A 26171-nucleotide genomic window follows, 5' to 3' on the forward strand; every position below is an offset into this window, starting at 1 on the left:
CAAAAATTAGTTGTTTGTTGCGTCAGCTAAAATTTCTTTATTTATTCTTTGTGATTTTGCAGAATTAGCTTGTTCAGCGTTAAGTGATCCAAACTTAGCAACAAATTTATTTTGTTCTTTAATAAATTGAACCTTTGTTACTAAATATAAACTTAGGAAACTTAATAAAGTAAAACCAAATGCAGATAACACGTATACTGCATATCCATTCATAAATAATAATTCGTTAATCATAATCTATCTAAACCTTTATTTTTAATTTTTATCAGTTCTGTATTATATTTCATTAAGAAAATTAACAACGAAAATAGAGCAAATGCCGCAGTCATTATCAATAATGGATAAAGCATTGATGAATGAATTGAGCTTTTAGACAAAATATTTATTGAAGCAGGTTGGTGAAGTGTATTCCACCAGTCAACTGAGTACTTAATTATTGGCACATTAATAATTCCAAGAATGGTGATAAAAGTTGAAATTTTAAAAACTTTTTCTTCATTTTCATAAATTCTCCAAGAGATTAAGTATAAAGCATAAAATAGTGCTAAAATTAACATCGAAGTAATCCTCGCATCCCAAGCCCACCATGTACCCCAAGTAGGTTTCCCCCAAATAGAACCTGTTACCAAAGCAATTATGTTAAAAACAAAACCTGAAGGTGCTAAACTTTTGGATATTAAAAAAAAATTTTTGTTTTTAAAAATAAATCCTGAAATTGACAAAACAGTTATCGAAGAAAAAATTCCAAGAGAAATCCATGCAGCAGGAACATGAACATACATAATTCTAACAGCGTCACTCTGCTTGTAATCTTCTGGAGACAATATGAGTGCTTCAACTAATCCAACAGATAGAACAACAACAAATAAAAATAAAACATATTTTGGCGCCTTCGAAGTAATTTGAAAAATTTTATTTGGCTCTAAAAGTTTAAACATAACTCTAATTTAGGGATTTATTTTGAAAATACTATTGTGAAAAATTATCTGATCAAGAATGAAGAGGGGGAGGTAATAAAGAAAGATTAACTTTTAACACTCTTGATCAGAATATAACTATTTTATAAAAAATTAGTGTGGCCTAGATTGGAAATAAATGTGTTTGAATAATGATAGCTAATTAGAAAGCTTGAAATAACTTGAGCCTTTTTTACCTGAAAAAATTTCTTCAATTAACGGATGTTTTATAGGCTCGTCTGAGTCGTCCATCAAAAGATTTTGCTCTGAAACATAAGCTTCGTAAGTGATTTCATCATTTTCGGCAAGTAGATGATAAAAAGGCTGATCTTTTCTTGGTCTAACGTTTTTTGGAATAGACTGATACCATTCCTCTGAATTGTTAAACTCGAAATCTACATCATAAATAACACCCCTAAATTCGAAGTGCTTATGTTTAACAATATCTCCAATTGAGAATTTAGCTTTTTGGATTGCCATGATAGTTAGTATGGGTATTTAAAAATAAAAATCAATGTAAAAAATATTAATGTTTTGTGATGTGGCAAATATGTTAATATCTTTTAAGTGAATAAATCTTTTTTAAAATTTGTTACTGATTTTGGACCACTAGCAATATTTTTTTTCTATTATTACAACAGTGGAAAAAATTTATCAGTAGCAATTCCTCCCTTAATAGTTGCAACTATCATTGCATTAGCTGTTGTTTGGTTTTTTGAAAAAAAAATACCACCAATGCCTTTGTTAAGTGGAATTTTAATAACTTTTTTTGGAGGTCTCACTATCTACTTTAATGATCCAATATTTATTTATGTAAAACCAACAATTATAAATATTATGTTTGCTTTAGCTTTATATTTTGGAAAATACTTTACGAGAGAACCAGTGCTTAAAAAAGTTATGGGTAAATCAATACCTTTGTCAGATATCGGATGGGAAATTTTAAATCGGAGATGGATGTTTTTTTTCTTCGGTCTTGCTTTATTAAATGAATTTGTTTGGAGAACACAAACTGAAGAATTTTGGGTTAATTTTAAAGTATGGGGAATGCTTCCAATAACAATAGTGTTTACTGGATTTCAGGTACCTTTAATAAATAAACATAAAATAGATGCGTAATAACTTAAGATTAGTAGTAAACAATCCACATAATAAAATAGAGGAAAAGCAATTTTTTGAAAAAGATGAGCTTAAAATTATTTTAGATCTTTATGCAAAGATGGTTTCTGAAGGCTCTTGGAAAGATTATGGTCTCAACATATCAAGCAAACAAGTTAGCTTTAGTGTATTTAGGAATGCAGCAGAAAATGCACTCTATAAAATTTGTAAAAATTTTAAGCCAAAAAATAAAAATTTAAAATACTTAATCACAGATACAAGCGGTAAGATTTTAAAAAATTCTTACGAACTTAAGTCTTTACTTAAAAATACTAATTGGAAGAAACTTCAAAAATAAATTATCGTCTTTGACCAAAAAGTCTTAACAACATTATAAATAGATTAATAAAGTCTAGGTATAATGTTAAAGCACCCATTACTGCTTTTTTTCCAACGATTTCACCAGAGTCACTTGCAACATACATGTTTTTAATTTTTTGAGTATCATAAGCTGTTAAACCTACGAAAATTAAAACACCTAATATTGAAATTACAAAGTACATCATTGAAGACTTCAAGAAAATATTAACGATTGATGCAATAATTATACCAATCAATCCCATCATTAAAAATGATCCAAACTTAGTTAAATCTCTTTTTGTTGTATAACCATAAATACTCATCGCTCCAAAAGTTGCTGATGTTATGAAAAACACTCTAGTAACACTCAAGCCAGTATAAACTAATAAGATTGAAGATAAAGATAGTCCCATTAAAGCTGCAAACACCCAAAATGTTGTTTGAGCTTTTGAAGCGCTCATCTTATTAATTCCAAAACTCATGTAAAAAACGATACCTAAAGGAGCTAACATTACTAACCATTTAAGTCCTGACAGATAAATTGCATTCCCCATTTGTGTTAATCCAACAATTGCTCCTGATTGATCAGTCACGACTGACATCTTAAATGTCATTAATGCAATGATCCCTGTTAACAACACACCTGTTGCCATATAGTTGTAAACTTTTAACATGTAGGCTCTTAAGCCTTCATCCATTACAGCTGCAGTTTGTTGCGCTGCTTTTGCTCTGTTTAATATTCCGTTTTTATCAAATTCCATAATATGCTACATATAATAGTCTTTTAATAATTATTCAAGACACCTTAAAAGATTAATAAAAAGTTAACATAAAACATTAATGAATTACAAAAAATTGGGAAATACCGATCTTGATGTGAGTACAATTTGTCTCGGTACAATGACTTGGGGAGAACAAAATACTCAAGATGAAGCATTTGAACAAATGGACTTTGCTTTAAGTAATGGAGTAAATTTTTGGGATACTGCTGAATTGTATGCAGTTCCTCCTCGTAAAGAAACTTATGGGGACACTGAAGAAATAATTGGTAATTGGTTTGAAAAAACAAAAAAAAGAAAAGAAGTTATTTTAGCTACTAAAGTTGCTGGTCCAGCAAGAGATTATTTAAGAAATGGAGAAAATAGTTTTACAGGTCCAAACTTAGAGTCGGCTTTGAACAATAGTCTCAAAAGACTTAAAACAGATTATATTGATTTATATCAACTGCATTGGCCAGAAAGAAATGTAAATAATTTTGGAAGACTTGGTTACGTTCATAAAGAAAATGATTGGAATAAATTTGAAGATGTTCTTGGAGAATTAGATAAATATATTAAAGCTGGGAAAATAAGATACGTTGGTCTTTCAAACGAAACTCCTTGGGGAGCTTTAAATTATTTGCAGCTTTCAAAAGATAAAAATTTACCAAGAATGATGTCTATTCAAAATCCATACAGCTTACTAAATAGATCTTATGAAGTGGGATTATCCGAGGTTTCTATTAGAGAAAAAATTGGATGCCTTGCATATTCACCTCTAGCAAGTGGATACTTAACGGGAAAGTACAGAAATAAAAATTTTCCTAAAGGATCAAGAATGGAAAGAGACTTTGATTTTTGGACAAGATATAGAAAACCCAACACAGAGGCTGCCGTAGAACTGTATTTTAAAATCTGTGAGAAACACAATTTAAATATGACTCAAATGTCTATTAAATTCTGTGAAATTCAAGAATTTATGACAAGTGTAATTATAGGTGCAACTACAATGGAGCAGTTGAAATCAGATATAGAAAGTGTAAATGTAAACTTGTCTAATGATGTCATTGAAGAAATCAATCAAGTTCAAACAATTTATCCAAACCCATGTCCTTAATTAAAAAAATAATAATTTTATCAACCATATTTATCTTAAGTTCAAATCATCTATTTGCTCAGGAAGTAAAAAAAATCGGTAAATTTAAAGATTGGGAGGCAATGGTGGCATATGAACCTGATGGCAAAGTATGTTTTGCTCAATCAGTGCCTATACTGCAAGCACCAAAATCAAACAAAAGAGATGCAAAATTATTTGTAACTTTTAGACCAGAGGAAAGTATTTCAAATGAAGTAAGTGTTACTCCTGGATATGAATTTAATAACAAGAATTCTGTTATTGCAGCATCTGGAAAGAACAAATTTAAGTTTGATATAATGCAACAAGGATTTGCATGGATTGCTGATAACAAAATTGAAGTAAAAATGATTAGTAGAATGAAGAAGGGATCAAGAATAATGATTACCGGTTACAATCAAAATGGATCCCAAACAATTGATCATTATTCTTTACTTGGATTTACAAAAGCTTACAACGCATCAAAAAAAGCTTGCACATAATTAAATGAAATCAAAAAATAAAATTGTACTTGCCTACTCAGGCGGTTTAGATACATCCATAATTTTAAAATGGCTTCAAGAAAATTATAACGCTGAAGTAATTTGTTATACTGCTGATGTTGGTCAAGAAATTGATAGAAAAAAAATTTTTAAGAATGCAAAAAAATTTGGTGTCAAAAATATTATTATCCAAGATTTAAAAGATGTTTTTGTAAAAGATTACGTTTATCCAATGATTAGAGGACATGCAATTTATGAAGGCGTGTATCTTTTGGGGACTTCTATTGCTAGGCCACTGATTGCAAAAGACCAAATAAGAGTTGCTAAAAAATTTAAGGCTAACGCAGTTTCACATGGTGCTACAGGAAAAGGAAACGACCAAGTAAGATTTGAATTGGGCTATCATTACTTTGGACCAAAAATAAAAATTATTGCTCCATGGAGAATTTGGAAATTAAGATCAAGAACTGATTTAATTAACTATGCAAAAAAACATGGGATACCAATACCAAAAGATAGAAAAGGTGCTCCACCTTTTTCAGTAGATGACAATTTATTTCATACATCAACTGAAGGGAAAGTGTTAGAAAATCCAAAAAATTCTGCACCAGAATTTATTTTTCAAAGAACAGTTTCTCCTGAGAGAGCTCCAAACAAACCTTCATTTATTACTATCAATTTTAAAAATGGAGATCCCTTTGCAATTAATGGAAAAAAAATGTCTCCTTCAAAACTATTAGAAAAATTGAACAAAATTGCTGGAAAAAATGGAATAGGAAGAGTCGATTTAGTTGAAAACAGATTTATTGGAATAAAGTCTCGAGGTGTATACGAAACACCAGGTGGAACTTTATTAATTCATGCACATAGAGCAATCGAATCCGTAACTTTAGATAAAGAAACAATGCATAAAAAAGATCAGATTATGCCAAGATATGCCGAGCTTATTTATAATGGTTATTGGTATTCAAAAGAAAGATTCAAACTTCAAAAAATCGTAGACCTTAAAAGAAACAAAGTTAATGGCTCAGTGAAACTTAAACTTTATAAAGGAAATGTAATAATCGAGTCTCGAATTACAAATAGTTCTGCCTACTCTATGAAAAAAGTTTCCTTTGAAGAAAATAAAACATTTAACAAATCTAATGTTGAAAGATTTATTAATTTACATAAGAAAAAACTTCGTTCATAAATAAATGGAAATAAATGTATTTGCAGACACTATTTGTGGATGGTGTTACATAGGTCATAAAAATTTAAATACAGCGATTAAAAAATTTCCAAACATAAAATTTGAAATTAAACATATACCTTTTCAATTAAACCCAGATATGCCTCTTGAGGGAATAACTCGTGATAAATATCTTGAAATAAAATTTGGTGGGAAAAAATTTGCAGATCCCATGTATGAAAATATGAAATTAAAAGCAAAAGAGTCTGGAATGAATTTTAATTTAGATAAAATAAAAAAAACTCCAAATACAGTTCTATCTCATTTGCTAATAATTTTGAGTGAAAGGTTTAATATACAAAACCAGATAAAAGAAAAAATTTATCAATCATATTTTATTGATGGTCTCGACGTAGGAGATATTAATGTTTTAACTAATATTGCAAAACAACATGATATTTCTGAAGAAATCTTTAAAAACTTTATCAATGATAAAAATATTGAGGATGTAAATTCAAAAATATTAATTGCTACAAAAAAAAATATAAGTGGTGTTCCGTTTTATGAGATAGGAAATGATTTTATATCAGGTGCTCAAAGTGTAACACAATTGGAAAATGCAATAAATTCAAACTTAAACTAAAATTAAGTCAATTTTTCCTTTGTTATAACTTTTTAAAACTATATGTTAAATACATGGACTCATTAAAAAACTGGATGAAAGATGCTGCAAACATTTTGTTCGATGATAGTAAAAATGATCTGAGAGCACTACCCAAAACAGTTAGACTTCAAATTCTTTTAGTTCTAAGTTTTATTTGGACTACGGTTTTCAGTTTATATGTATTCTCATACACAACATTTGCATTTGGTTGGGCAGGTCTTTATGTGGCGCATGTAGGATTAATTTTTGCTGTGTATATGACTTTTAAACAATTTCATAAAGCAGAGGAAAGATCTAGCAGTGTATTTGAAACTAAAAATTTTGACCCATTTAAGATTATGGTAATTGTTTTTGTGATAGTATTTATATTTGTTTTTTCAAAAGGTATTGAAGTATTAACTAGTCCTAATCCTAGTTCTTATTCAATTCCTTATGATGGGCCGTCAAAATCAGTTTTTGAAAAATGGCTTCCATTTAGTAAAGATAAATAATGGACAAGATAGCGAAAAACTTACAACTAGCTTTGATGGTTATTATCTTAATCAGCACAGTCATTGCAGTTGGAATTGAGATGAAAAATATGTTCTTAAATCAATCTGTAACATTAGCTGATCTACTATTAATGTTTCTTTATCTAGAAGTCCTAGCGATGGTTAGAGTTTTTTGGAACCAACAATCAATTAGTATTACCCTTCCACTGCTTATTGCGATTACTGCTCTTGCACGATTTATTATTTTACAAGGAAAAGAAATGGATCCTACTGCACTTGTTTATGAAGCGGTCGCGATTTTATTAATTGCTGGAGCAATTGTTGTCTTAAGATTGAGACATAGTGATAAATTGGGTCTCAAGAAAAAAAAATCAAAATAATTTAAAATGATGTTTGAAGCTTCAAGGGCTAAGGCCTTAAATCAATTAAATAATTTTATCGATAACGGTCTTGCAGAATACTCTAAATTAAGAAATTTTGATTTTGGTCCTGAAAAAAGAAATAACATATCTTGCTTATCTCCATACATAACACATGGAATTATTAACGAAAAAGAGGTCATCCAGAAAGCTCTAAGCAAATTTTCTTTTTCAAAAAATGAAAAATTTATTCAAGAAGTTTTATGGAGAACTTATTGGAAAGGTTGGTTAGAGCTAAGACCAAATGTTTGGACAGATTATCTTATTGAATTAAATCAAATAAAAAATGAATTTCAAAATAATAAAAATTACCTATCAGCAATTGAGGGAAAAACAGATATTGAATGCTTCAATGAGTGGGTTAAAGAACTAAAAGAAAACAATTATTTGCATAATCACACAAGAATGTGGTTTGCTAGCATTTGGATTTTTACCTTAGAACTACCTTGGCAACTAGGTGCAGAATTTTTCATGCAAAATCTTTATGATGGAGATGCTGCATCAAATACTCTAGGATGGAGATGGGTTGCGGGTATCCAAACTCAAGGCAAACACTATCTTGCTAGTGAATGGAATATTAAAAAATTCACGAACAATAGATTTCAAAACATAAAATTAAATGAAAATGCCCCTCCTAAGATCTCAGAAAAATCTTATCAAATAATAAAACAAGATTTTACTAATCCACAAAATATTGAAGAAAAAAATCTTTTAATTTTTGATAATAATCTCTCATTTGAAATCACTGACTTTAAAGAAAAAAACTTTAAGAAAATTTACTTAGTTTCTAACAAAAATGAAAATAGATCTATAAAACTCAGTGAAAAATTAGTGAAATTTAAATCTCAGTTAATAGAAGACCAAGGACAAAGATTAAAAAATCAATCTATTGATTTTCAGTTAATTGATATAAGTGAAGTGACAAACATTGAAAATTGTTATGGTTTGTATCCTACAGTTGGTGAAAATTTAGACTTCTTAAACTCAAATAATTTAAAGGTAGATTATTTATACAGAAGCCTTGATCAGTTAGCTTGGCAATATTGTAATAAAGGATTTTTTAATTTTAAAAATTATATTCCCAAAATTGTTTCAACCTTGAGCTAAAACCATCGAACCATACCTATAATTCCAGCGGTAGCATAAAAAAATTGCAGTAAGAGAATTCCTTTGTGTCCACCTCTGTAAGCCCAAATTCCGATTAAAATAGATGACAAAAGTAATAAGCAAAAACCAAAAAATTCTATACCTATGTTTAAAGCCACAAATAAAGAATATAATATTGCTGTAATAACCCCTGCCCATTCAAAAATTTTATTATTCATAATTTTTATATATCTCTTCACGTTCACTTTTATTCATACCCTTTGTTTTTTCTAAAAATTCATTTCTTAACTCTCTTGTTTTAAAAATGTAAAAACAAACTGTATCTTTACTGTGATAGATTGCTTTAAGTTCATCATCTATATCGTTTAGCTCATTAGGTATTTCTGTCTTTATGCAAATCATAGAAGTTTTTTAAAGTTATTATAAAGTATTGTAGAATAATTGTTCATGTCATTCATATTATCTTTTGCTGATTGATCAAATTTTTCTAAAGCATTATTACCAAGCTGATCTTCTAAAGCTTTCTTGTATTCAGGAACGCATCCCCATTCATTGACTGTTGTATCTTTTATTTCTATATGAAATTGAATTCCGTAAGCGTGGTTTTGATATTTAAATATTTGATACTTAGTAATCGGTGAGGAAGCCAATAAAGTTATATCATTATTTTTTTCAATTCCTTGGACCTCATAAGAATGCCATTGTAAACTTTTTATCTTATCAGGAAATTGTGAAAACAAATTATCGTTTTCTTTTTCTTTAGAAAAATTAATATCCATAATACCAATTTCTGCAGGATTTGATTTAACAACTTTACCACCTACTACCTCTCCTAATAATTGGCAGCCCAAGCAAAAACCTAAATATGGTTTTCTCAAATCTACAACAAATTCTTTAATTTTTTTCTTTTCTTCAATTAACCATGGATATTCTTTTTCCATATAGGTATCCATTGGACCTCCCATACAAAACATTCCATCAAATTTGCTAAGATCCTCTGGTATTTTTTTACCTTCGTCTAACTCTATTGTGGTTAAATTAAATCCATCAGATAGCATTAAATCTTTAATGTAACCTGGATCCTCTATTCTAATGTGTTGTAGTACAATTATATTCACTATAATTAATTTAGCTTAGAACACTTCTTGGAACAATATTTTACTTTATCCCAATTAAGTTTCCATTTTTTTCGCCACGTAAATGGTCTTTTACATACAGGACATATTTTTGTGGGTAAGTTTTGTTTTTTCAATTTAATATTCTTTAAAATTTTTATTCCAAAGATCTAAAGCTTCATCCCAAGTTGGAATATGATCGCTTTCATAGCCATATGTAGAGCCTGTTGCAATTGCTCTTAAGTTTCGCTTGGCTTTTAAGTGCTGAGTTCCATTTAAATATTTAACCATTAGTTCTCTATCTTTCCAAGCTGTTAAAGTATGTTGGTATCCGTTAAATGGCTTTGTTTCACAAAATATATTTCCTTCGGCTTTTTGTGCTGCCTTAAAAGACGGGATTGCTAACAACCAAAATCTTAATTTTGAAAAAAAATTTTTTGGCTTTAAGCCAGTAATGGCAATATACATAAAATTTAGTTTGTATTTTGTTTAATAAATTTATCTGCTTCGGATAAAATTAATTTTTTTCTATCAGGTTTCATTTTATCAAAGATACGGACCATCATTGAAAGACGGGGATTTTTTAAAAAAAATTTTCTGTTTCGGTCTATGAATCTCCAATAAAGACCATCCATGGTGTTACACCAATCACCTTTCTTAAAGTCCATCATTTTCATAAAATATGCAGATCCACATATATATGGTTTAGTCGCGAAAATCCCTCCGTCACTAAACAATCCCATTCCATATACATTGGGAACCATTACCCAATCTGATGAGTCTACAAACATCTCCATAAACCACTTATAAACAATTGTGGGCTTTATCTCACAAAGGTTCATGATGTTGGATAAGATCATTAATCTTTCAATGTGATGTGACCAGCCATAATTGACTGCATTTTTAATTGCATAATCTAAAGGTGGAAGACCAGTTGAACCCTCATACCATGAACTTCTCATTTTTCTATTCTGTTTAAAAAAATTTCCAGTTTCCATTTCTTGTGAGTAGGACTGGTAAATTCCACGCATAAATTCCCTCCAACCAATTACCTGACGTATATAACCTTCTAAAGAATTCATTCTAATTTTATTTTTTTTATGAAAATCTAAAATTTTTTGGATAACAAATTCAGGTGTGATTATACCTAAATTTATGTAAGGACTTAAAGCGCTATGAAAAAGAACATTATCTTTTTGATCAACAGCATCCTCATAATCACCAAATAGATTAGATTTTTCTTTTATAAAAAAGTTTAAAAGTTTAACTACATCATCATATTCAGTAGCAAACCAAAAATTCTCTGTACTCCCTGGATGATTTTTAAATTCCTTCTCAATAATAGGCTTCAATTTTTTTGTGTGACTAGTTTCATTAATTTTTGGAAATTTAGGAATTGATATATCTTTTGGTAATTTATTTCTGTTATCTTCATCAAAACTCCATTTACCTCCGATTGGATTACCATCTGACCCCATCAATATTCCAGATTTTTTTCTAACATCCTTGTAGAAAGTTGCCATAAAAGGTTTTTTTGATTTTGATAAATAATTTTTAAAATCTTCTCTAGAATTTAAAAACATTGGTGTTTGAATTACATTCCAATTAATTTTTTCTTTTTTTAAAAATTGAGAAATTTTTTTTTCAAAAAATTTATCCTCTACTTCGAAACTAGAAATTTCTTTTATTTTTTTTTGAGTAATAATTTTTTTTAACTTTTTTAAATAATCATCATGAAACTCTTTGTCTTCAATTTTGACATAGTCTAATTTAAATTTATTTTTATTTAACTCATCAGCATAAGATCGCATTGATGATAAAAATAATAAAATTTTTTGTTTATGATGCTTTTCATAGGTGCATAAACCCTTATCTTCAGCCATAAAAAATAGATGGTCTTTTTTGAAGCGGTCAATGTATTTTGTTGGAAATAATTGATTGCCAAGTATAAAAAATAACTTCATATTTAAATATAACTAATAAAAATTTTTATGTCAGAAAAATATCTTATTTTTGGTGCAACTGGCTCGATTGGATCTAGTTTAGCAGAACAATTAAAAAATTCAGGAAATGATATTCATTTAGTTGCAAGAAATGAAAGTGAACTTGCTCCAATTGTAGAAAAGCTTGGGTGCTCACATACTATCGTAGATGTTCTTGAAGAAGGTTTTGTAGAAAAAGTTAAATCAGATATTTATGAAATCAAAGGATTGGCCTACTGTGTAGGATCTATAGACTTAAAGCCACTTAGAATGATTAATGAACAAGATTTTCAAAAATGCATGAAACTTAATCTTTATTCTGCTGTAGAGGCTATCAAGGGATATCAAGAAAGTTTAAAAAAAAATAAAGGTTCAATTGTAATGTTTTCAACTGTTGCCGCACAAAGAGGTTTCACCAATCATGCAATTATAGCTTCAGCAAAGGCAGCTGTTGAAGGTCTGACTGTTTCTTTAGCTGCAGAATTTGCTCCAAACATAAGAGTAAATTGTGTGGCACCAAGCTTAACAAAATCTAAAATTGCTGAACCAATGTTAAAAAATGCTGCTTTAGCAGAAGGTATTGCAAAAGCGCATCCATTAAAAAGATTAGGGGAAGGAAAAGATTCAGCATCACTTGCTAAATTTTTACTTACAGAAGATAGTTCTTGGATCACTGGTCAAGTTATAGCTGTAGATGGCGGTAGATCTAAACTTTCATAAAGTGAAAAAATTTATTTTTATATTTTTTTTTATTTTAATTTCTGCAACAGCAAATTCTAAAAATTATAATTTTGAAAAATTAGGGTCTTTTAGTGAACCATGGGGTTCAAGTTTCATAAATAGTGAAGAATTAATTGTTACAGAAAAAGGTGGCAAAATTAAAATAATAAACATTGTTTCAAAAAATATTTCAGAAGTTGAACATAATTTAAACTATTTTGTTCATGGTCAAGGTGGTCTTTTAGATATTATTCATAAAGATAAAAAATTATGGATTTCATATTCAGAAAATAGAGGAGACTGGAAAACCAGTACCTCAATTGCAAAAGCAGATTTAAATAAGAATTCTTTAAATTTTAAAAATATATTTCAAGCAAATCCACCAATTGAGTCTGGATATCATTTTGGATCGAGACTTGCTATCAAGGAAAATTACTTATTTGCTTCTGCAGGTGAAAGAGGCTTGAATATGATTGCTCAAGATCCAACTCAACATCCGGGCAGTATTATTAGAATTAATTTAGATGGAAGTATTCCAAAAGATAACCCTAAGTTTGAAGGTAAGCCAGATTGGCTTCCAGAGATATACCAGATAGGAGTTAGAAATCCTCAGGGTTTAACTTTTTCAGAATTTGATGGAAAAATTTATATGAGCAATCATGGAGCAAGAGGTGGTGATTGGTTTGGAGAGGCGAAGAAAGGAGAAAATTATGGTTGGAAAATTTTAGGATGGGGAGGAACAAATTATTCTGGAACTAAAATTGGTCCAAAATGGAAAACAGGATTTACAAAAGCCATCCAATATTGGGTTCCATCAATCGCTGCAAGTGCTATTACAATCTATAAAGGTAAAGAGTTTGAAGAATGGAATGGTCATGCATTAATTACTTCTCTTAAAGATAAATCTTTAAGAAAATTAATATTTTCAAACATATCTAAAATCAAAGAGGAAATTATTTTTAAGGATAAAATTGGGAGAATTAGAGACATACAAGTTCACCCAGTTGATGGTAAAATTTACTTTTTAGCTGGAGATGATTTGTGGCTAATGGAAAAAAAAAATTAATAAAATGAAAGAAAAACCTTATCACCACTTATCAGATGGAACTTTTCGAAATCCTAAGGGTTCACCTGTTGTAATATCTAGATCAGGTAAATTTTCTTATAGAACTTTCAGTAAATTAAGAAAAAATATTAGTCTTAATTTTCCAAAAGAGCATGTTGTCAAAAAAGAAAAAGTTAAATCTGATTTAGAAAAATACAAAAATGGTGATTACATTGCCTGGATTGGGCATGCTACTTATTTAATTAAATTAGGTAACACAACAATAATTACCGATCCTGTTTTTTCAAAAAATGCAGGTCCATTAATATTTGGACCAAAGAGATTTACTAAACCTGCACTAGATCTGAACGAAATTCCAAAAACAGATTTGTTTTTATTAACTCACAATCATTATGATCATCAAGACATGTCAACTATCAGAAATTTTCCATACAAAGATGCAAAAGTATTAGTTCCACTTAACCTTGGAAAATATTTTAAGAATTATGAAGATGTAAATGAAATGGATTGGTATGATCACAAAAATATTAATAGTGATTTAAAAATAACCTTACTACCAGCAGTTCATTGGTCAATAAAGAAGCCTTACAGACACAAACAAAACTTTGTGGGGGAATTTTTTAATTGAATATAAAAAAAGAAAAATTTTATTTGCTTGTGATACTGGTTATGGAAATATCTATAAAGAACTAGGAGAAAAATATGGTCCGATTGATCTTACTATGATCAACATTGGAGCATATAATTTTAAACCAATGTTCGATAAAACTATTTACCATACAACCCCAGAAGAAGCTTTAAATGTAGCAAAAGATCTTAAAAGCAAAAAAAGTATTAGGAATGCATTGGGGGACTTTTGTTTTATCTTTAGAGCCAATTATGGAACCACCAATTCGATTTAAAGATAATGCAGAAAATTATGGATTTAAAAGAGAAGATGCAATTACATTAAATATTGGTGAGGTAAAATCCTTAAACGAATTATTATAACTACAATATAGTTATTCTATGCATAATTCTATTGCCTTTAAAAGGGGTAGCTTGGTGGAGCATGGATCTATTGTCCCAAATAGCTAACTGATCTTTTTCCCATTCTAATGAGTATTGAAACTTTTTTTTAACTTGGTGCTTAAATAATTGTTTTTTAACTTTTTCAGAATTTTTTAAATTTGGAGAAAATCCTACAAGATGTCCGGGGCTGCAATAAATCGTATTTTTAGAGTTTATCTTTTTTATAATTTTATGAATAGATTTCAATTCTTCAATCTTTCTACCCTTCTCTTTTACTCTTTCTCTTGTAGTTACTGAAATTGGTCCTTCAGAAGAGTACCTTCCCTTTACTTTTAGTAATTTATTTTTTATTGATTTAGGCAAATAATCATAAGCTAAGTATTGAGAGGAAAATTCAGTATTTGCTCTACCCTTTTTAGGAACTAGTTTAGAATAAAGCATTGTAAATCTCGGTGGTTTTTTTGTGTAAATTGAATCTGTATGAAACTGTTCTCCAAAACTAGGTCCCTTATCTGTTGCTTTCCTTTGAACGACAGTAATTTGTTTATATTTCTTACTTAATCCTTTTAGTCTTGGATAATTTGCTAATTTCCCAAAATGTTTAGCAAACGCTATATAATGTGAAGAATTTAGTTTTTGTCTTCTAAAAAAAATCATACCATAAAGCTCAAGTGCTTTTAAAAAAATTTTAAAATCTTTTTTAGAAATTTTTTTAACGTTACCAAAAATCTCAGCCCCAATATTTTTTTTATTGGGAATAATCTTAAACATATCTAAGTTTAGTTATTCAGTAATTTACTTTTAGCTTTTTCAAACTCTTCTTGAGTAAGAGCTCCATTTTTATACAACTCATTTAATTTAGAAATTTCAGAACTTAGATCGTTACTATTTGAAGGTCTAATTACTGTTTCTGAATCTGATTCTGTTTCCTCAGTTTTATTGGGTCGATTATCAACTTTAGCCTTAAAACCTTTCATTATTGCAGAACCACCTAGGTAAAAAACAAATCCTAAAATTGGCACTGCTAAAGCAAAAAAAATAATTTTTTCCATTAATTAATCCTCATCCTCATCTCTCCAACCTTTTTCATACATCAAATATCCAGCTAAGATAACAGAAAAAACTCCAGCAATCATTCCAAAATCAAAACCAACTTGTTTGTTATATAAATACCAACCTAATTGGGTAGCCCCAATTGGAACTGCAGTTAATAAAATCATTATTATTGCAATTCTGTATTCGTATTTAGGTTTTTTCATCAAAATCAGCTTATCAAATACAACAGTAATTAAATCAGTTTAAATATCCTTGAGACAATTAAACTTAGATAAAAAGTCTTTATTTTTGTGATCTTTTAAAACACTCGATTGTGTTTTTTAATAAACAAGCGATAGTCATTGGTCCCACACCGCCTGGAACTGGCGTTAAGGCTTTTGCATTTTTTGAAACGTCTTCAAAATCAACATCTCCAACAATACCTTTGTCAGTTTTATTGATACCAACATCGATTACTATTGCATCTTTCTTTACCCAGTCTCCTTTTACAAGCTCGGGTATTCCAACTGCTGCAACAATTATATCAGCTTCTAAACATTCAGCTTTTAGAGCTTTAGTTTTTGAATGAGTAATTGTTACAGTACAATTTTCTTTCAAAAGTAGTTGTGTCATTGGTTTTCCATTTAAATTTGACCTACCAACTACTACTGCTTTTTTTCCACTTAAATTTGGTTCAATTTTTTTAATTAACAAGTAACACCCAAGAGGTGTGCAAGGAACTGAGCTTTCATAACCTGATGAAAGATTACCAACATTCATTGGGTGAAATCCATCTACATCTTTAGAAGGATCAATGGCCTCAATTACTTTTTGTTTATCTATATGTTTTGGTAACGGTAATTGAACTAAAATTCCTGAAACTGTTTCATCTTTATTTAACTCCTCAATTTTTTCTAAAACAGTTTTTTCTTCAACACTATCTGGATATTTAATTACCTCTGATTTTAACCCTACTTCGTTCGCTGATTTTTCTTTATTACGAACATAGATTTGGCTTGGAGTAAGATCTCCAATTAATATCACAGTTAAACCGGGGACTTTATTATATTTAGATTTAAGTCCAGATACTTCTTGTTTTAATTCTTCTCTTAATTCAGCTGCAGCTTTTTTTCCGTCAATTAAAATCATTTTACTTTTTAAAATATTATTGGTGCAATGTAGAGCTTCATACACATTTCAATAAACCAAATCAATAGAAGAAGAATGATTGGTGAAATATCTAGTGATCCTAAATTGGGCAAAAAACGTCTGATTTTATTAAGTATTGGCTCAGTTAATTTGTAGGTAAGTTCTAAAATTGAGTAAACAAATCTATTTTGAGTATTTAAAATATTAAACGCTATCAACCAGCTTATAACTACATTTGCTATTACAACATAAGAATACAGTTTTAAAATCTGTAAAACTAAATAAAAAATTGCTATCATTTTTTTTCAACATAAATTGACTGACTTGGGAAAGCAAAAGAGGCCTTATTTTTTTCTACAATCTGCTTAATTTCAATTGCCAATCTCTCTTTAACTTCTAGTGAATTACTCCAACTATTTGAATTAGTAAAACATCTTACTAATAAATCTATGGAACTATCAGAAAACTTCTCAATTCTAACAGCAACCCCAGTTGATTGATTAAAGTCTTCACTGTTATTTATATAACTTTCAATTTCCTCTCTTATTTTTTTTAATTGATCAATTGTAGAGTCGTACTGCAATGTAATTATCCATCTAATTCTCCAATTAGATGTTTCGCTAACATTAACCACAGCATTTTCTGCAAATTGAAAATTAGGAATAATAGCTAGAGATTTATCAAACTTTCTTATTGTCGTTGATCTAAAACCAATTTTTTCAACTGTGCCTTCAATAATCCCATCAACCGCAATCCAATCTCCAATTTTAAATCTTTTTTCAACTAGTACTAAAATTCCAGAAATTAAATTTTTAAATAAATCTTGAGCTCCAAGCGCAACGGCAACTCCAAACAAACCAAGACCAGCAATAATTGGTCCTATCTTAATACCCCATAGTTCTAGTACTGCAGCTAATCCTAAAATAAATATTAAAATCTTAAGTGATTTAATTATCCAACCAATAAGTTCTCTAGTTAAAAGTTTATCTAGTCCACTCAAGATATATGAAATTGGTTCTATAATTTGATGAATAACCCAAAAAATTAATATCGTAATTAATGTTCTATTAATTGTATCAACTACTTCTCTACCCTCTGTTGAAAAGGTCATATAGTAACTTGCAATAAAAAAACCTAATACAATTGGTAAAAATCTAGCTGGACCAATTAATGACTGAACAAAAGTGTCATCTAATTTGTTTGTTGTTCTTTTTGAGATAATTTCTAATTTTTTTATAATTAATTTACTGATTAATCCTCTAAAAACCAAAAAGAGTAAGAATATGCCTATTCCAATTAAAATTTGAAAAATATCAACACCAAGTATTCCTTTATTCCAAACAGATAAAAATATTTCAGAAAAATTATTTATTAATTCCATACCTAAATTTTATATAACAAAAACTCTTCTTCTCCAGGATTAAAAAGAAATATCTTTTTCCATTTGATTTCATTCAATATTGACGAGGTTTTTTCACCTATACACATCAAGTTTGTATTCATCCAAAGGTTTTCTGTTTGATAGATTTTTATAAAATTTAAGAAACTAGAGGCACTGTTTTGAGAATAAACATAAACAATATCTGGCATATTCTGCTTTAATTCATTAACAAAATTTTCATCAAAATTTTCAGTATGATTTACTTTATAATTAATAATACGTTTAACTGCATACCCTTCTTTTAATAATTGTTGGTCTAAATCAGTTGTTATGATCTCACCACTTATATAGAGAAGTGGAGTTTCTTTTAATTCATAATTTTGTAAAATTAATTCTTTAAGATTTGAAACATTTCCTTCTGCAGCAATTGTGTTTTGAAAGCCTAAACTTCTAGCTTTATTTTCTGTAGCACTACCAACGCAAAAACAAATTAATTTTTTATTTAAATTTTCTACATTTAAATTTTTTACAGCATTAGAACTTGTAAAAATTAAACCACCATAATCACTAGAGTTAATTTCTTCATGTTGAACTTTTTGAACATTTATTAATGGAAGGTGAGAAACTTTATGATCTAAACCTTGAAACCTAGTTATCATTTCTGAACAATCTTCTATAGGTCTAGTTAACAAAATATGCATTTTACTTTTTATATGAATTATTTGATTTAATTTTTAAAGTGTTACCAACTTCTGTTCCAATTTCTTTAAACATATTAATATTACCAGATTTTTTTTCATAAAATATTTGAGAACCATCTAGTGAGAATAGTTCAGCTTCAACAGTAATTTTATCCCCTTCTATTGTTGAATGAGCACCTATTGCCGTTTCACAGTCGCCTTCCAATACCTTTAAAATGTTTCTCTCTATGTGAGCTCTCATATAAGTATCTTTGTGATTTATTTTTTCCAAAACTTTTATAATTTCATCATCATCATCTCTACACTGTAAAGCGATAATACCTTGGCCTGCACTTGGAATAATTTGATCAGTCGAAAAAATTTCAGAAATTTCATTATCTAAATTTAAATATTTTATACCTGCATAAGATAAAACTATTGCATCATAAATACCTTCCTTTAGCTTTTTGATTCTGGTATCTACATTTCCTCTTATTAATTTACAGTTAACATCTGATCTTATTTTTTTAATTTGGAATTCTCTTCTATAAGATGAGGTTCCTACCATTGCATTCAATTTTAATTCTTCGATACTTTTCTTGTCATTGGATATTAAAATTTCTCTTGGATCTGTCCTTTCTAAAAATGAATCTGTTCTAAGTCCTTTAGTTTCAATTGCCGGCATATCTTTTAATGCATGCACGGCTATATCAATTTTTTTTTCTTTCAGTTCTTTTTCAATGGTACTAGAAAATAAACCCTTACCACCGACCTCTGATAATCTTCGATCCTGAATTTGATCACCTTTTGTAGTTATTGTTTGAATAACAATCTGATCATCTGGTAACTCTAAAGTTTCAATAATTTTAACTTTAGCTTTTTGCGCATAAAGCAAAGCCAATTTACTTCCTCTTGAGCCTATTATAATTTTTCTATTCATTAAAAATTTATTTCTTACTTGTATTGAGATTGTACAATTATTAAAAACTATTTGAATGAGTAAAAAACCCTTAATTCTTGGAATAGAAACTAGCTGTGATGAAACAGCAGCATCTATAATAACTGAAAATGACAAAGGAATCCCAACAGTTTTATCCAATATTGTTTCTAGTCAGGTTGATGTTCACAAAGAATTTGGAGGGGTAGTTCCCGAACTAGCCGCAAGATCACATATAGAAAAAATAGATTGGATTGTTGAAAAAGCAATTTCAGATAGTGGAAAAAAAATTGAAGAAATTGATGCTGTTGCTTCAACTGCTGGGCCAGGTTTAATTGTTTGTTTGTCAGTTGGTTTAAGTTTTGGAAAAGCTTTTGCAAGCGCAATTAATAAACCTTTTATAGCAGTTAACCATCTTGAGGGTCATGCATTAAGTCCTAAGTTAAATTCCCATTTAAATTATCCCTATCTATTATTATTAATTTCAGGAGGTCACTCACAATATTTAAGTGTTCAAGGTCTTGGAAAATATAAAAGATTAGGAACAACTATTGATGACGCATTAGGTGAAGCATTTGATAAAACAGCTAAACTTTTGGGAATTGAATTTCCTGGTGGACCACAAATCGAAGTTTTGGCAAAAAAAGGAGATCCTGGAAAATATAATTTACCTAAACCAATTTTTAATAAAGGTGGATGCAATTTATCTTTTGCGGGATTAAAAACTGCAATTTTAAAAATTGCAAAATCTATAAAAACAGAACAAGAAAAATTTGACTTAGCAGCCTCTTTTCAAAAAACTGTTGAAGAAATTCTTAATAAAAAAACAAAGATAGCATTTGAAGAATTTGAGAAAGAAAATAAATTAAAAGAAAAAGTTTTTGTAGTTGCTGGAGGAGTTGCTGCTAACAAAAAAATTAGATCTATGTTAATTAATTTATGTGAAGCTAATAACTATAAAAATATATTTCCACCAATAGAACTTTGTGGAGATAATGCTGCAATGATTGCAATGGTAGGTTTAGAAAAATATAAATTAAATGAATTTAATACTTTAGATTACCCAGCAAAACCTAGGTGGCCTTTAGATGAAAAAGCTGCATTTTTGAAAGGTGCAGGAGTGCAACTGTAATGAACTATTGGTTATTAAAATCTGAACCAGATGTTTGGTCAATTGATCAACAAATTAAGGCTGGAAAAAAAGGAGCACCTTGGGATGGCGTTAGAAATTATCAAGCAGCAAACAATCTAAAAAGTATGAAGAAGGGTGATCTATGTTTTTTTTATCACTCTAATATTGGCAAAGAAGTGGTTGGGATAGTAAAAGTAATTAAAGAACACTATTTAGATAAAACTGATAAGACTGGAAGATTTGTTGCAGTAACAGTCCAATTTAAAAGTAAGTTCTCTAAACCAGTGACCCTTGAAAATATCAAAAAAAATAAGGATTTGAGCGATTTAGCGCTTATTAAACAAAGTAGACTTTCAGTAATGCCAATTGATGATAAAAGCTGGAAAATTATAAATAACATGAGTAAAATTTAAAAAAAAATAATCCATGCCAAAAAAAAAGAAAAAAGCTAAATCTAAAAAAAAAACTAAAGTAAGAAAGAAAACTGCAGTTAAGAAAAAAACTAAAGTTAAAAGAAAAAAATCAAAAAAAATTTTAAAACAAAGTGAAAAACCTGCTCCTGAATTAATTATAAAAACTAAACCTGAGTGGATCAAAAGTAGTTTGGCCAACAAAACTAAATACGAGCAAAAATATTCTCAATCTATAAAAAATAACGACGAATTTTGGAAAAAAGAAGGAAAAAGAATTACTTGGATTAAACCTTATAAAAAAATTAAAGATGTTAAATACAGTTCTAAAGAAGTAAAAATTAAATGGTTTGAAGATGGAACGCTAAATGCATCTGCAAACTGTATCGATAGACATCTAAAAGATAAAAAAGATAAAACAGCAATAATTTGGGTTGGTGATGATCCAAAAGATAGTCAAAAAATTACTTACAAACAGCTTCATCAAAAAGTTTCTAAAGCAGCAAACGGTTTAAAAAAATTAGGTATTAAAAAGGGAGATCGGGTTACAATTTATCTTACGATGATACCAGAACTTGCTATTTTAATGTTAGCATGCGTTAGGATTGGTGCTGTCCACTCAATTATTTTTGGAGGTTTTTCAGCAGACTCTATTTCTGGAAGAGTGAATGACTGTGAGTCTGAATATATAATTACAGCAGATGAAGGTGTTAGGGGAGGAAAAACTATTTCATTAAAAGAAACAACTGATGAAGCATTAGAGAGTTGTCCTAATGTAAAAAAATGTATTGTTGTTAAACGTACAGGTAACTCAGTTAGTTGGAATTATGATAGAGACGTTTGGTATCATGATTTAATTAAAGATGTTCCTTCTCAGTGCGAGCCAGAAGAAATGAACGCTGAAGATCCTTTGTTTATTTTATACACATCAGGTTCAACTGGAAAACCAAAGGGAGTTTTACACACAACAGGTGGATACATGGTGTATGCATCAATGACTCATCAATATATTTTTAATTACAAACCTAAAGATATTTATTGGTGTACTGCAGATATTGGTTGGGTAACAGGTCACAGTTATATTATCTATGGTCCTCTTTCGAACGGTGCAACGACTATAATGTTTGAAGGAATACCAAACTATCCTGATAGCTCTAGATGGTGGCAGATAGTAGATAAATACAAAGTAAATACATTTTATACCGCACCTACCGCAATCAGAGCTTTAATGAGGGAAGGTGATAAGCCTGTCAAAAAAACATCCAGAAAATCTTTAAAATTACTTGGAACTGTTGGTGAACCAATAAATCCAGAAGCTTGGATGTGGTATTATAAAACAGTTGGAAATTCTAAGTGCCCGATCGTAGATACGTGGTGGCAGACAGAAACAGGAGGGATATTAATTGCCCCTCAAACAGGTGCTATTCCTTTAAAACCTGGCTCTGCAACAAAACCATTTTATGGAATTAAGCCTATGTTAGTTGATAAATCAGGCAAAGAGATAAAAGGGCCTGGTGAAGGAAGACTTTGTATAGCTCAATCGTGGCCTGGACAAATGAGAACAGTATATGGGGATCATCAAAGATTTATAGATACTTATTTTTCTCAGTTTGAAGGTAAATATTTTACTGGTGACGGATGTCGAAGAGACAAGGATGGATATTATTGGATTACAGGTCGGGTAGATGATGTAATTATTGTATCAGGACACAACTTGGGTACTGCTGAAATTGAAAGTGCATTTGTGGCTCATCCAAAGGTAGCAGAGGCAGCAGTTGTGGGTTACCCACACGATATTAAGGGTAATGGACTATATTGTTATGTAACATTAAATGCTGGTGAAAGAGAAACTGGTGAACTCGAAAGAGATCTAAAACTTTGGGTTAGAAAACAAATTGGTCCTCTTGCTACACCTGACTTAATTCATTTCACTCCAGGACTTCCAAAAACAAGGTCTGGAAAAATTATGAGAAGAATTTTAAGAAAAATTGCTGCAAATGAACATGGTCAATTAGGAGATACAACTACATTAGCCGATCCTAGTGTTGTAGATAGTTTGGTTGAAAACAGAAAAAATATTTAGAACTGTATTCTGTCTTTAAATTCTTTTTTAATAACATCCCATTTTAAAATAACAGAATTTAAAACTATTTTTCGATCAAGAGTTTTTAATTCATCTGCTATTGGAGCCCATTTGTACATTGCCAAAGCACTTGGATTGAAAGGACGATCGTTGTGATACTTTTCCCAATCAATTTTAATTAATCTTTCATCAAATTCTTTTTTTGCTTCTTCAATAATATTCAAAGGCATATTATTTGTTGTTTCATCATCTAAAATTTTTAAAAAAATTTCCTTAGCTTTATCTAATTCATTATAACTAGAATTAACTTTTAAATAAGAAAAAGTGAAAAATGTTAAATCTTGAAGAGCAACAGAATAAATATTCCATTTAGCTTCATTGACAGACTTCATAAATTCATCATTATCAAAATGAAGAACATACCTTGTCCCCATTCTAGTTTTTAAGTAACTATAAAGTGTAACTTGAGATACCCAGGCAGATTTTGTTTGTATAAACTCCTCTAACTCATCTAAAGTTTTAATTTTTGTTTTAGGAATAAAAGCTTTGAACAAAGAAAAAAAATAAACTTTGAAATCACTCAAAGATAAATCTTTCCAACTTAATTTTTTTTTATCCATAAAAAGTTAATTTTATTGAAAATATTAGAAAAAATTAACCTAATACGGCTAATTTTACACTTTTATTCTCTTTCATAATGGTTAAGGTTTTATCAGTTATAACTAAAAAAGAGAGGTATACATGGCGAAAAACGCTCAACACTGGGAAAAGACCAGAGGTTTGCTATTTGTTACTTTAGCAATCTGGGCTGTATTCTCAATGGGTATATTCCTTTTCGGAGCTGAAATGAACGAAGTTACTGGACCTTTTGGGTATCCATTAACTTATTGGTTCACATGTCAAGGTTCTCTTGCAATATTTGTAATCCTTATTTTCTGGTTTGCAGGTAGACAAGAAAAAATTGATGAAGAGTTCGGCTTCAGTGAAAAAGGAGACGACTAATGATTAAGGGTAATTTTATAGATAACTTGCCTAAAGTTTATGGAATCTACACAGGTGGATTTATAGGTTTCATAATCTTAATGGCGATTGGTGAGCAGATGGGTATGTCTGCAAAAGCAATAGGTATTTGCTTTGTAGGTTTTACCATTTTCATCTACGCAGCAATTGGTTGGCTATCTCGAACAGCCCAAGCAAGTAACTATTACGTAGCTGGAAGAACGGTTCCAACTGTATTCAACGGAATGGCAACAGCAGCCGACTGGATGTCTGGAGCTTCATTCGTTGCGATGGCAGGTGGTATTTACTTCCAAGGTTATGGATATATGGCTTTGCTTGTAGGTTGGACAGGTGGTTATGTGTTAGTTGCAACTTTATTAGCACCATACTTAAGAAAATTTGGCTGTTACACAGTTCCAGATTTCGTAGGTACTAGATACGGTGGTAATACTGCAAGATTGATGGCGGTTATCGTTTTAACTGTTGCATCATTCACATATGTGACTGCACAAATTAACGCTACAGGTACTATTGCAGCTGTTGCTTTAGATATCCCATTCCAATACGCAGTATATGTTGGACTAGTTAGTATTTTACTATGTTCAATGCTTGGTGGTATGAGAGGGGTAACTTGGACACAGGTTGCACAATACATTGTACTAATTATAGCTTACCTACTTCCAGTATTCTGGATCAGTAATAATATTGGTGCGGGTTTCTTCCCACACTTCATGTTAGCTGATGAAGTTGCTAGAATTGGTGAGTTAGAACAACAGTATGGGTTTGTTAAAAACTCTGCTGCTGATTTAGCTACAGTACCTAAAGGGTTAGCTGGTATTACTAAGGCTCACTCTGAAGTAAACGCAACACCTTGGGCTTTCATCTCATTAGCATTAGCAATGATGATGGGAACAGCTTCATTACCACACGTAATGATGAGGTTCTTTACTACTCCAAGTGTTAAAGCAGCTAGAAAATCAGTAGGTTGGTCAGTATTCTTTATCTTCCTACTATATTCTTCTGCACCGATGTTAGCGACACTATCTAAACTTGCTTTGATTGATCCAAACTTACCGACAGGTATTATTGGTAAATCAATTGCAGAAGTTCAAGCAATCGATTGGTATCAAAACTGGAACCAAGCAAATCTGATGTTTGTAAGCGACTTTAACGGAAATGGAACTGTTGAATTAAACGAGTTCTTCATGGGCGGTAAAGCCGTTGTATTAGCAACGCCAGAAATTGCTGGATTACCATATGTAATCTCAGGTCTAGTTGCTGCTGGAGGTTTGGCAGCTGCGATGTCAACTGCAGATGGTTTGATTCTTGCAATTGCAAATGCAATCTCGCATGACGTTTACTACAAAATGGTAGACCCTAAAGCTGAGACTGCTAAGAGACTTGTTGTTGCAAGGGTATTACTTGTAGTAATTGGTTTTGCAGGAGCAACTATTGCAGCAATGGAGATCCAAGGTATCTTAGGTTCAGTAATCTGGGCTTTTGACTTTGCGATGTCTGGATTGTTCTGGCCACTTGTACTTGGTGTATGGTGGAAGAGAGCTAATAAAGAAGGTGCTATAGCTGGTATGGTCTTAGGATTAGTTTCTGGTTTCGCGTATCTAGTTTGGGTACGAAGTGGTGGAAGCGGATTCTTAGGAATTACTCAGTTAACATTTGGTATCTTCGGATCTACTGTTAGCTTAGTGGCTATGGTTGTTGTAAGTTTAATGACTTCAGCACCAAGCGCTGCAACACAAAAAATGGTTGATGATTCTAGGGTACCTGCGGGTGCATCTGTAATCGGCGGCCAAAAATAAATAATCTTTTTAA

The 26171-nt window shown here is 30.2% G+C and carries 37 protein-coding genes; 18 read left to right on the forward strand and 19 right to left on the reverse strand.

Translation table 11 applies throughout. The features are described from left to right. Positions 1 to 6 precede the first annotated feature (6 nt). From ACTTA6_RS06045 to hspQ, 3 genes are all read right to left on the reverse strand, one after another. Positions 7 to 234: a heme exporter protein CcmD gene (locus ACTTA6_RS06045; protein WP_440613654.1), complete on the reverse strand. Its 228-nt coding sequence runs from the start codon at positions 232 to 234 to the stop codon at positions 7 to 9. Next, complete coding sequence (gene ccmC, locus ACTTA6_RS06050) at positions 231 to 938, reverse strand: heme ABC transporter permease CcmC (RefSeq protein ID WP_428078967.1); 708 nt, start codon at positions 936 to 938, stop codon at positions 231 to 233. The genes ACTTA6_RS06045 and ccmC overlap by 4 nt, the downstream gene beginning before the upstream one ends. 177 nt (positions 939 to 1115) lie before the next feature. After that, positions 1116 to 1436, reverse strand: a complete 321-nt coding sequence (gene hspQ / locus ACTTA6_RS06055) for a heat shock protein HspQ (protein WP_262589942.1) — start codon at positions 1434 to 1436, stop codon at positions 1116 to 1118. Positions 1437 to 1523: 87 nt separating this feature from the next. On the opposite strand from hspQ, the gene ACTTA6_RS06060 reads away from it, so the two are divergent. Together ACTTA6_RS06060 and ACTTA6_RS06065 are read left to right on the forward strand one after the other, a co-directional pair. Beyond that, positions 1524 to 2075 (forward strand): septation protein A, encoded by a 552-nt coding sequence (locus tag ACTTA6_RS06060; protein ID WP_440613653.1) that lies wholly within the window; start codon positions 1524 to 1526, stop codon positions 2073 to 2075. Further along, positions 2068 to 2412 (forward strand): DUF2794 domain-containing protein, encoded by a 345-nt coding sequence (locus ACTTA6_RS06065; RefSeq protein ID WP_440613652.1) that lies wholly within the window; start codon positions 2068 to 2070, stop codon positions 2410 to 2412. Before ACTTA6_RS06060 ends, ACTTA6_RS06065 begins: the two co-directional genes overlap by 8 nt. Before the next feature lies 1 nt (position 2413). Here the strand turns inward: ACTTA6_RS06065 and ACTTA6_RS06070 are convergent, their stop codons facing one another. Then, on the reverse strand, positions 2414 to 3175 hold the full coding sequence (locus ACTTA6_RS06070; RefSeq protein ID WP_440613651.1) for a Bax inhibitor-1/YccA family protein: 762 nt from the start codon (positions 3173 to 3175) through the stop codon (positions 2414 to 2416). Positions 3176 to 3254: 79 nt separating this feature from the next. Here ACTTA6_RS06070 and ACTTA6_RS06075 point away from each other — a divergent pair, with 79 nt between their 5' ends. The 7 genes from ACTTA6_RS06075 to ACTTA6_RS06105 are packed head-to-tail and all read left to right on the forward strand — an operon-like array spanning position 3255 to position 8641. Next, positions 3255 to 4289: an aldo/keto reductase gene (locus tag ACTTA6_RS06075; protein WP_440613650.1), complete on the forward strand. Its 1035-nt coding sequence runs from the start codon at positions 3255 to 3257 to the stop codon at positions 4287 to 4289. Beyond that, positions 4280 to 4789 (forward strand): invasion associated locus B family protein, encoded by a 510-nt coding sequence (locus tag ACTTA6_RS06080; protein WP_440613649.1) that lies wholly within the window; start codon positions 4280 to 4282, stop codon positions 4787 to 4789. Before ACTTA6_RS06075 ends, ACTTA6_RS06080 begins: the two co-directional genes overlap by 10 nt. Positions 4790 to 4793: 4 nt before the next feature. Next, positions 4794 to 5981, forward strand: a complete 1188-nt coding sequence (locus ACTTA6_RS06085; protein WP_440613648.1) for an argininosuccinate synthase — start codon at positions 4794 to 4796, stop codon at positions 5979 to 5981. A gap of 4 nt (positions 5982 to 5985) precedes the next feature. Further along, the gene (locus ACTTA6_RS06090; RefSeq protein ID WP_440613647.1) at positions 5986 to 6603 is read left to right on the forward strand and encodes a DsbA family oxidoreductase; all 618 of its coding nucleotides are present in this window, start codon (positions 5986 to 5988) and stop codon (positions 6601 to 6603) included. A 53-nt stretch (positions 6604 to 6656) separates the two neighbouring features. Next, a complete protein-coding gene (locus tag ACTTA6_RS06095) occupies positions 6657 to 7115 on the forward strand; it encodes a hypothetical protein (protein WP_262589950.1) in 459 nt (152 codons plus the stop codon). Then, complete coding sequence (locus tag ACTTA6_RS06100) at positions 7115 to 7495, forward strand: phosphate-starvation-inducible PsiE family protein (protein ID WP_075504930.1); 381 nt, start codon at positions 7115 to 7117, stop codon at positions 7493 to 7495. Before ACTTA6_RS06095 ends, ACTTA6_RS06100 begins: the two co-directional genes overlap by 1 nt. A 6-nt stretch (positions 7496 to 7501) precedes the next feature. Beyond that, positions 7502 to 8641 (forward strand): FAD-binding domain-containing protein, encoded by a 1140-nt coding sequence (locus tag ACTTA6_RS06105; RefSeq protein ID WP_440613646.1) that lies wholly within the window; start codon positions 7502 to 7504, stop codon positions 8639 to 8641. On the opposite strand, the gene ACTTA6_RS06110 is transcribed toward ACTTA6_RS06105, so the two are convergent. From ACTTA6_RS06110 to ACTTA6_RS06135, 6 genes are read right to left on the reverse strand one after another with little or no spacing between them, the layout of a single operon-like run. Then, complete coding sequence (locus tag ACTTA6_RS06110) at positions 8638 to 8859, reverse strand: hypothetical protein (protein ID WP_440613645.1); 222 nt, start codon at positions 8857 to 8859, stop codon at positions 8638 to 8640. The two genes, ACTTA6_RS06105 and ACTTA6_RS06110, sit on opposite strands and share 4 nt — an antisense overlap. Next, positions 8852 to 9043, reverse strand: coding sequence for a hypothetical protein (locus tag ACTTA6_RS06115; RefSeq protein WP_262589953.1), 192 nt, complete (start codon positions 9041 to 9043; stop codon positions 8852 to 8854). Before ACTTA6_RS06115 ends, ACTTA6_RS06110 begins: the two co-directional genes overlap by 8 nt. Next, positions 9040 to 9759: a type 1 glutamine amidotransferase gene (locus tag ACTTA6_RS06120; RefSeq protein ID WP_440613644.1), complete on the reverse strand. Its 720-nt coding sequence runs from the start codon at positions 9757 to 9759 to the stop codon at positions 9040 to 9042. The genes ACTTA6_RS06115 and ACTTA6_RS06120 overlap by 4 nt, the downstream gene beginning before the upstream one ends. A gap of 5 nt (positions 9760 to 9764) precedes the next feature. After that, positions 9765 to 9893: a DUF2256 domain-containing protein gene (locus ACTTA6_RS06125; protein WP_440613643.1), complete on the reverse strand. Its 129-nt coding sequence runs from the start codon at positions 9891 to 9893 to the stop codon at positions 9765 to 9767. Between the two features lies 1 nt (position 9894). Next, positions 9895 to 10224 (reverse strand): hypothetical protein, encoded by a 330-nt coding sequence (locus ACTTA6_RS06130; protein WP_440613642.1) that lies wholly within the window; start codon positions 10222 to 10224, stop codon positions 9895 to 9897. A gap of 5 nt (positions 10225 to 10229) precedes the next feature. Then, entirely contained in the window at positions 10230 to 11720 is a 1491-nt protein-coding gene (locus tag ACTTA6_RS06135) for a cryptochrome/photolyase family protein (RefSeq protein ID WP_440613641.1), read from the reverse strand. 27 nt (positions 11721 to 11747) lie between these two features. On the opposite strand from ACTTA6_RS06135, the gene ACTTA6_RS06140 reads away from it, so the two are divergent. Genes ACTTA6_RS06140 through ACTTA6_RS06155 form a run of 4 tightly spaced genes read left to right on the forward strand, consistent with a single transcriptional unit; the run spans position 11748 to position 14426 of the window. After that, a complete protein-coding gene (locus tag ACTTA6_RS06140) occupies positions 11748 to 12458 on the forward strand; it encodes an SDR family NAD(P)-dependent oxidoreductase (protein ID WP_440613640.1) in 711 nt (236 codons plus the stop codon). After that, entirely contained in the window at positions 12433 to 13524 is a 1092-nt protein-coding gene (locus ACTTA6_RS06145; RefSeq protein WP_440613639.1) for a PQQ-dependent sugar dehydrogenase, read from the forward strand. The genes ACTTA6_RS06140 and ACTTA6_RS06145 overlap by 26 nt, the downstream gene beginning before the upstream one ends. 4 nt (positions 13525 to 13528) lie before the next feature. After that, positions 13529 to 14152 carry an MBL fold metallo-hydrolase gene (locus ACTTA6_RS06150; RefSeq protein ID WP_440613638.1) on the forward strand — a complete coding sequence of 208 codons (624 nt, stop codon included), beginning with the start codon at positions 13529 to 13531 and terminating at the stop codon, positions 14150 to 14152. Further along, on the forward strand, positions 14130 to 14426 hold the full coding sequence (locus ACTTA6_RS06155; RefSeq protein ID WP_440613637.1) for an MBL fold metallo-hydrolase: 297 nt from the start codon (positions 14130 to 14132) through the stop codon (positions 14424 to 14426). Before ACTTA6_RS06150 ends, ACTTA6_RS06155 begins: the two co-directional genes overlap by 23 nt. An 88-nt stretch (positions 14427 to 14514) precedes the next feature. Here the strand turns inward: ACTTA6_RS06155 and ACTTA6_RS06160 are convergent, their stop codons facing one another. The 8 genes from ACTTA6_RS06160 to hemC all read right to left on the reverse strand — a co-directional run bounded on the left by ACTTA6_RS06160 (position 14515) and on the right by hemC (position 19720). Beyond that, positions 14515 to 15306 (reverse strand): TauD/TfdA dioxygenase family protein, encoded by a 792-nt coding sequence (locus ACTTA6_RS06160; RefSeq protein ID WP_440613636.1) that lies wholly within the window; start codon positions 15304 to 15306, stop codon positions 14515 to 14517. Positions 15307 to 15314: 8 nt separating this feature from the next. Then, positions 15315 to 15587, reverse strand: coding sequence for an SHOCT domain-containing protein (locus ACTTA6_RS06165; RefSeq protein ID WP_440613635.1), 273 nt, complete (start codon positions 15585 to 15587; stop codon positions 15315 to 15317). Positions 15588 to 15590: 3 nt separating this feature from the next. Further along, entirely contained in the window at positions 15591 to 15794 is a 204-nt protein-coding gene (locus ACTTA6_RS06170; RefSeq protein ID WP_262589965.1) for a hypothetical protein, read from the reverse strand. Between the two features lie 79 nt (positions 15795 to 15873). After that, positions 15874 to 16719 carry a bifunctional 5,10-methylenetetrahydrofolate dehydrogenase/5,10-methenyltetrahydrofolate cyclohydrolase gene (locus tag ACTTA6_RS06175; RefSeq protein WP_440613634.1) on the reverse strand — a complete coding sequence of 282 codons (846 nt, stop codon included), beginning with the start codon at positions 16717 to 16719 and terminating at the stop codon, positions 15874 to 15876. 8 nt (positions 16720 to 16727) lie between these two features. Then, on the reverse strand, positions 16728 to 17018 hold the full coding sequence (locus tag ACTTA6_RS06180; RefSeq protein WP_440613633.1) for a YggT family protein: 291 nt from the start codon (positions 17016 to 17018) through the stop codon (positions 16728 to 16730). Beyond that, a complete protein-coding gene (locus tag ACTTA6_RS06185; protein ID WP_262589969.1) occupies positions 17015 to 18100 on the reverse strand; it encodes a mechanosensitive ion channel family protein in 1086 nt (361 codons plus the stop codon). The genes ACTTA6_RS06180 and ACTTA6_RS06185 overlap by 4 nt, the downstream gene beginning before the upstream one ends. A 2-nt stretch (positions 18101 to 18102) precedes the next feature. Then, positions 18103 to 18801 carry a uroporphyrinogen-III synthase gene (locus ACTTA6_RS06190; RefSeq protein ID WP_440613632.1) on the reverse strand — a complete coding sequence of 233 codons (699 nt, stop codon included), beginning with the start codon at positions 18799 to 18801 and terminating at the stop codon, positions 18103 to 18105. A 1-nt stretch (position 18802) separates the two neighbouring features. Then, positions 18803 to 19720 (reverse strand): hydroxymethylbilane synthase, encoded by a 918-nt coding sequence (gene hemC / locus ACTTA6_RS06195; protein WP_440613631.1) that lies wholly within the window; start codon positions 19718 to 19720, stop codon positions 18803 to 18805. A gap of 55 nt (positions 19721 to 19775) precedes the next feature. Between hemC and tsaD the strand changes: the two genes are divergently transcribed. The 3 genes from tsaD to acs are packed head-to-tail and all read left to right on the forward strand — an operon-like array spanning position 19776 to position 23342. Beyond that, positions 19776 to 20849: a tRNA (adenosine(37)-N6)-threonylcarbamoyltransferase complex transferase subunit TsaD gene (tsaD, locus tag ACTTA6_RS06200; protein WP_440613630.1), complete on the forward strand. Its 1074-nt coding sequence runs from the start codon at positions 19776 to 19778 to the stop codon at positions 20847 to 20849. Continuing rightward, complete coding sequence (locus tag ACTTA6_RS06205) at positions 20849 to 21262, forward strand: EVE domain-containing protein (protein WP_440613629.1); 414 nt, start codon at positions 20849 to 20851, stop codon at positions 21260 to 21262. The genes tsaD and ACTTA6_RS06205 overlap by 1 nt, the downstream gene beginning before the upstream one ends. A 13-nt stretch (positions 21263 to 21275) precedes the next feature. Further along, on the forward strand, positions 21276 to 23342 hold the full coding sequence (gene acs / locus ACTTA6_RS06210; protein ID WP_440613628.1) for an acetate--CoA ligase: 2067 nt from the start codon (positions 21276 to 21278) through the stop codon (positions 23340 to 23342). On the opposite strand, the gene ACTTA6_RS06215 is transcribed toward acs, so the two are convergent. After that, positions 23339 to 23962 (reverse strand): esterase, encoded by a 624-nt coding sequence (locus ACTTA6_RS06215; RefSeq protein ID WP_440613627.1) that lies wholly within the window; start codon positions 23960 to 23962, stop codon positions 23339 to 23341. The two genes, acs and ACTTA6_RS06215, sit on opposite strands and share 4 nt — an antisense overlap. Before the next feature lie 121 nt (positions 23963 to 24083). Between ACTTA6_RS06215 and ACTTA6_RS06220 the strand changes: the two genes are divergently transcribed. Next, on the forward strand, positions 24084 to 24344 hold the full coding sequence (locus tag ACTTA6_RS06220) for a DUF4212 domain-containing protein (protein ID WP_440613626.1): 261 nt from the start codon (positions 24084 to 24086) through the stop codon (positions 24342 to 24344). Further along, the gene (locus ACTTA6_RS06225) at positions 24344 to 26158 is read left to right on the forward strand and encodes a sodium:solute symporter family protein (RefSeq protein WP_440613625.1); all 1815 of its coding nucleotides are present in this window, start codon (positions 24344 to 24346) and stop codon (positions 26156 to 26158) included. The genes ACTTA6_RS06220 and ACTTA6_RS06225 overlap by 1 nt, the downstream gene beginning before the upstream one ends. Positions 26159 to 26171: the final 13 nt, after the last annotated feature.

The organism is Candidatus Pelagibacter sp. HIMB1636 (assembly GCF_052047675.1).
Lineage (GTDB): Bacteria > Pseudomonadota > Alphaproteobacteria > Pelagibacterales > Pelagibacteraceae > Pelagibacter.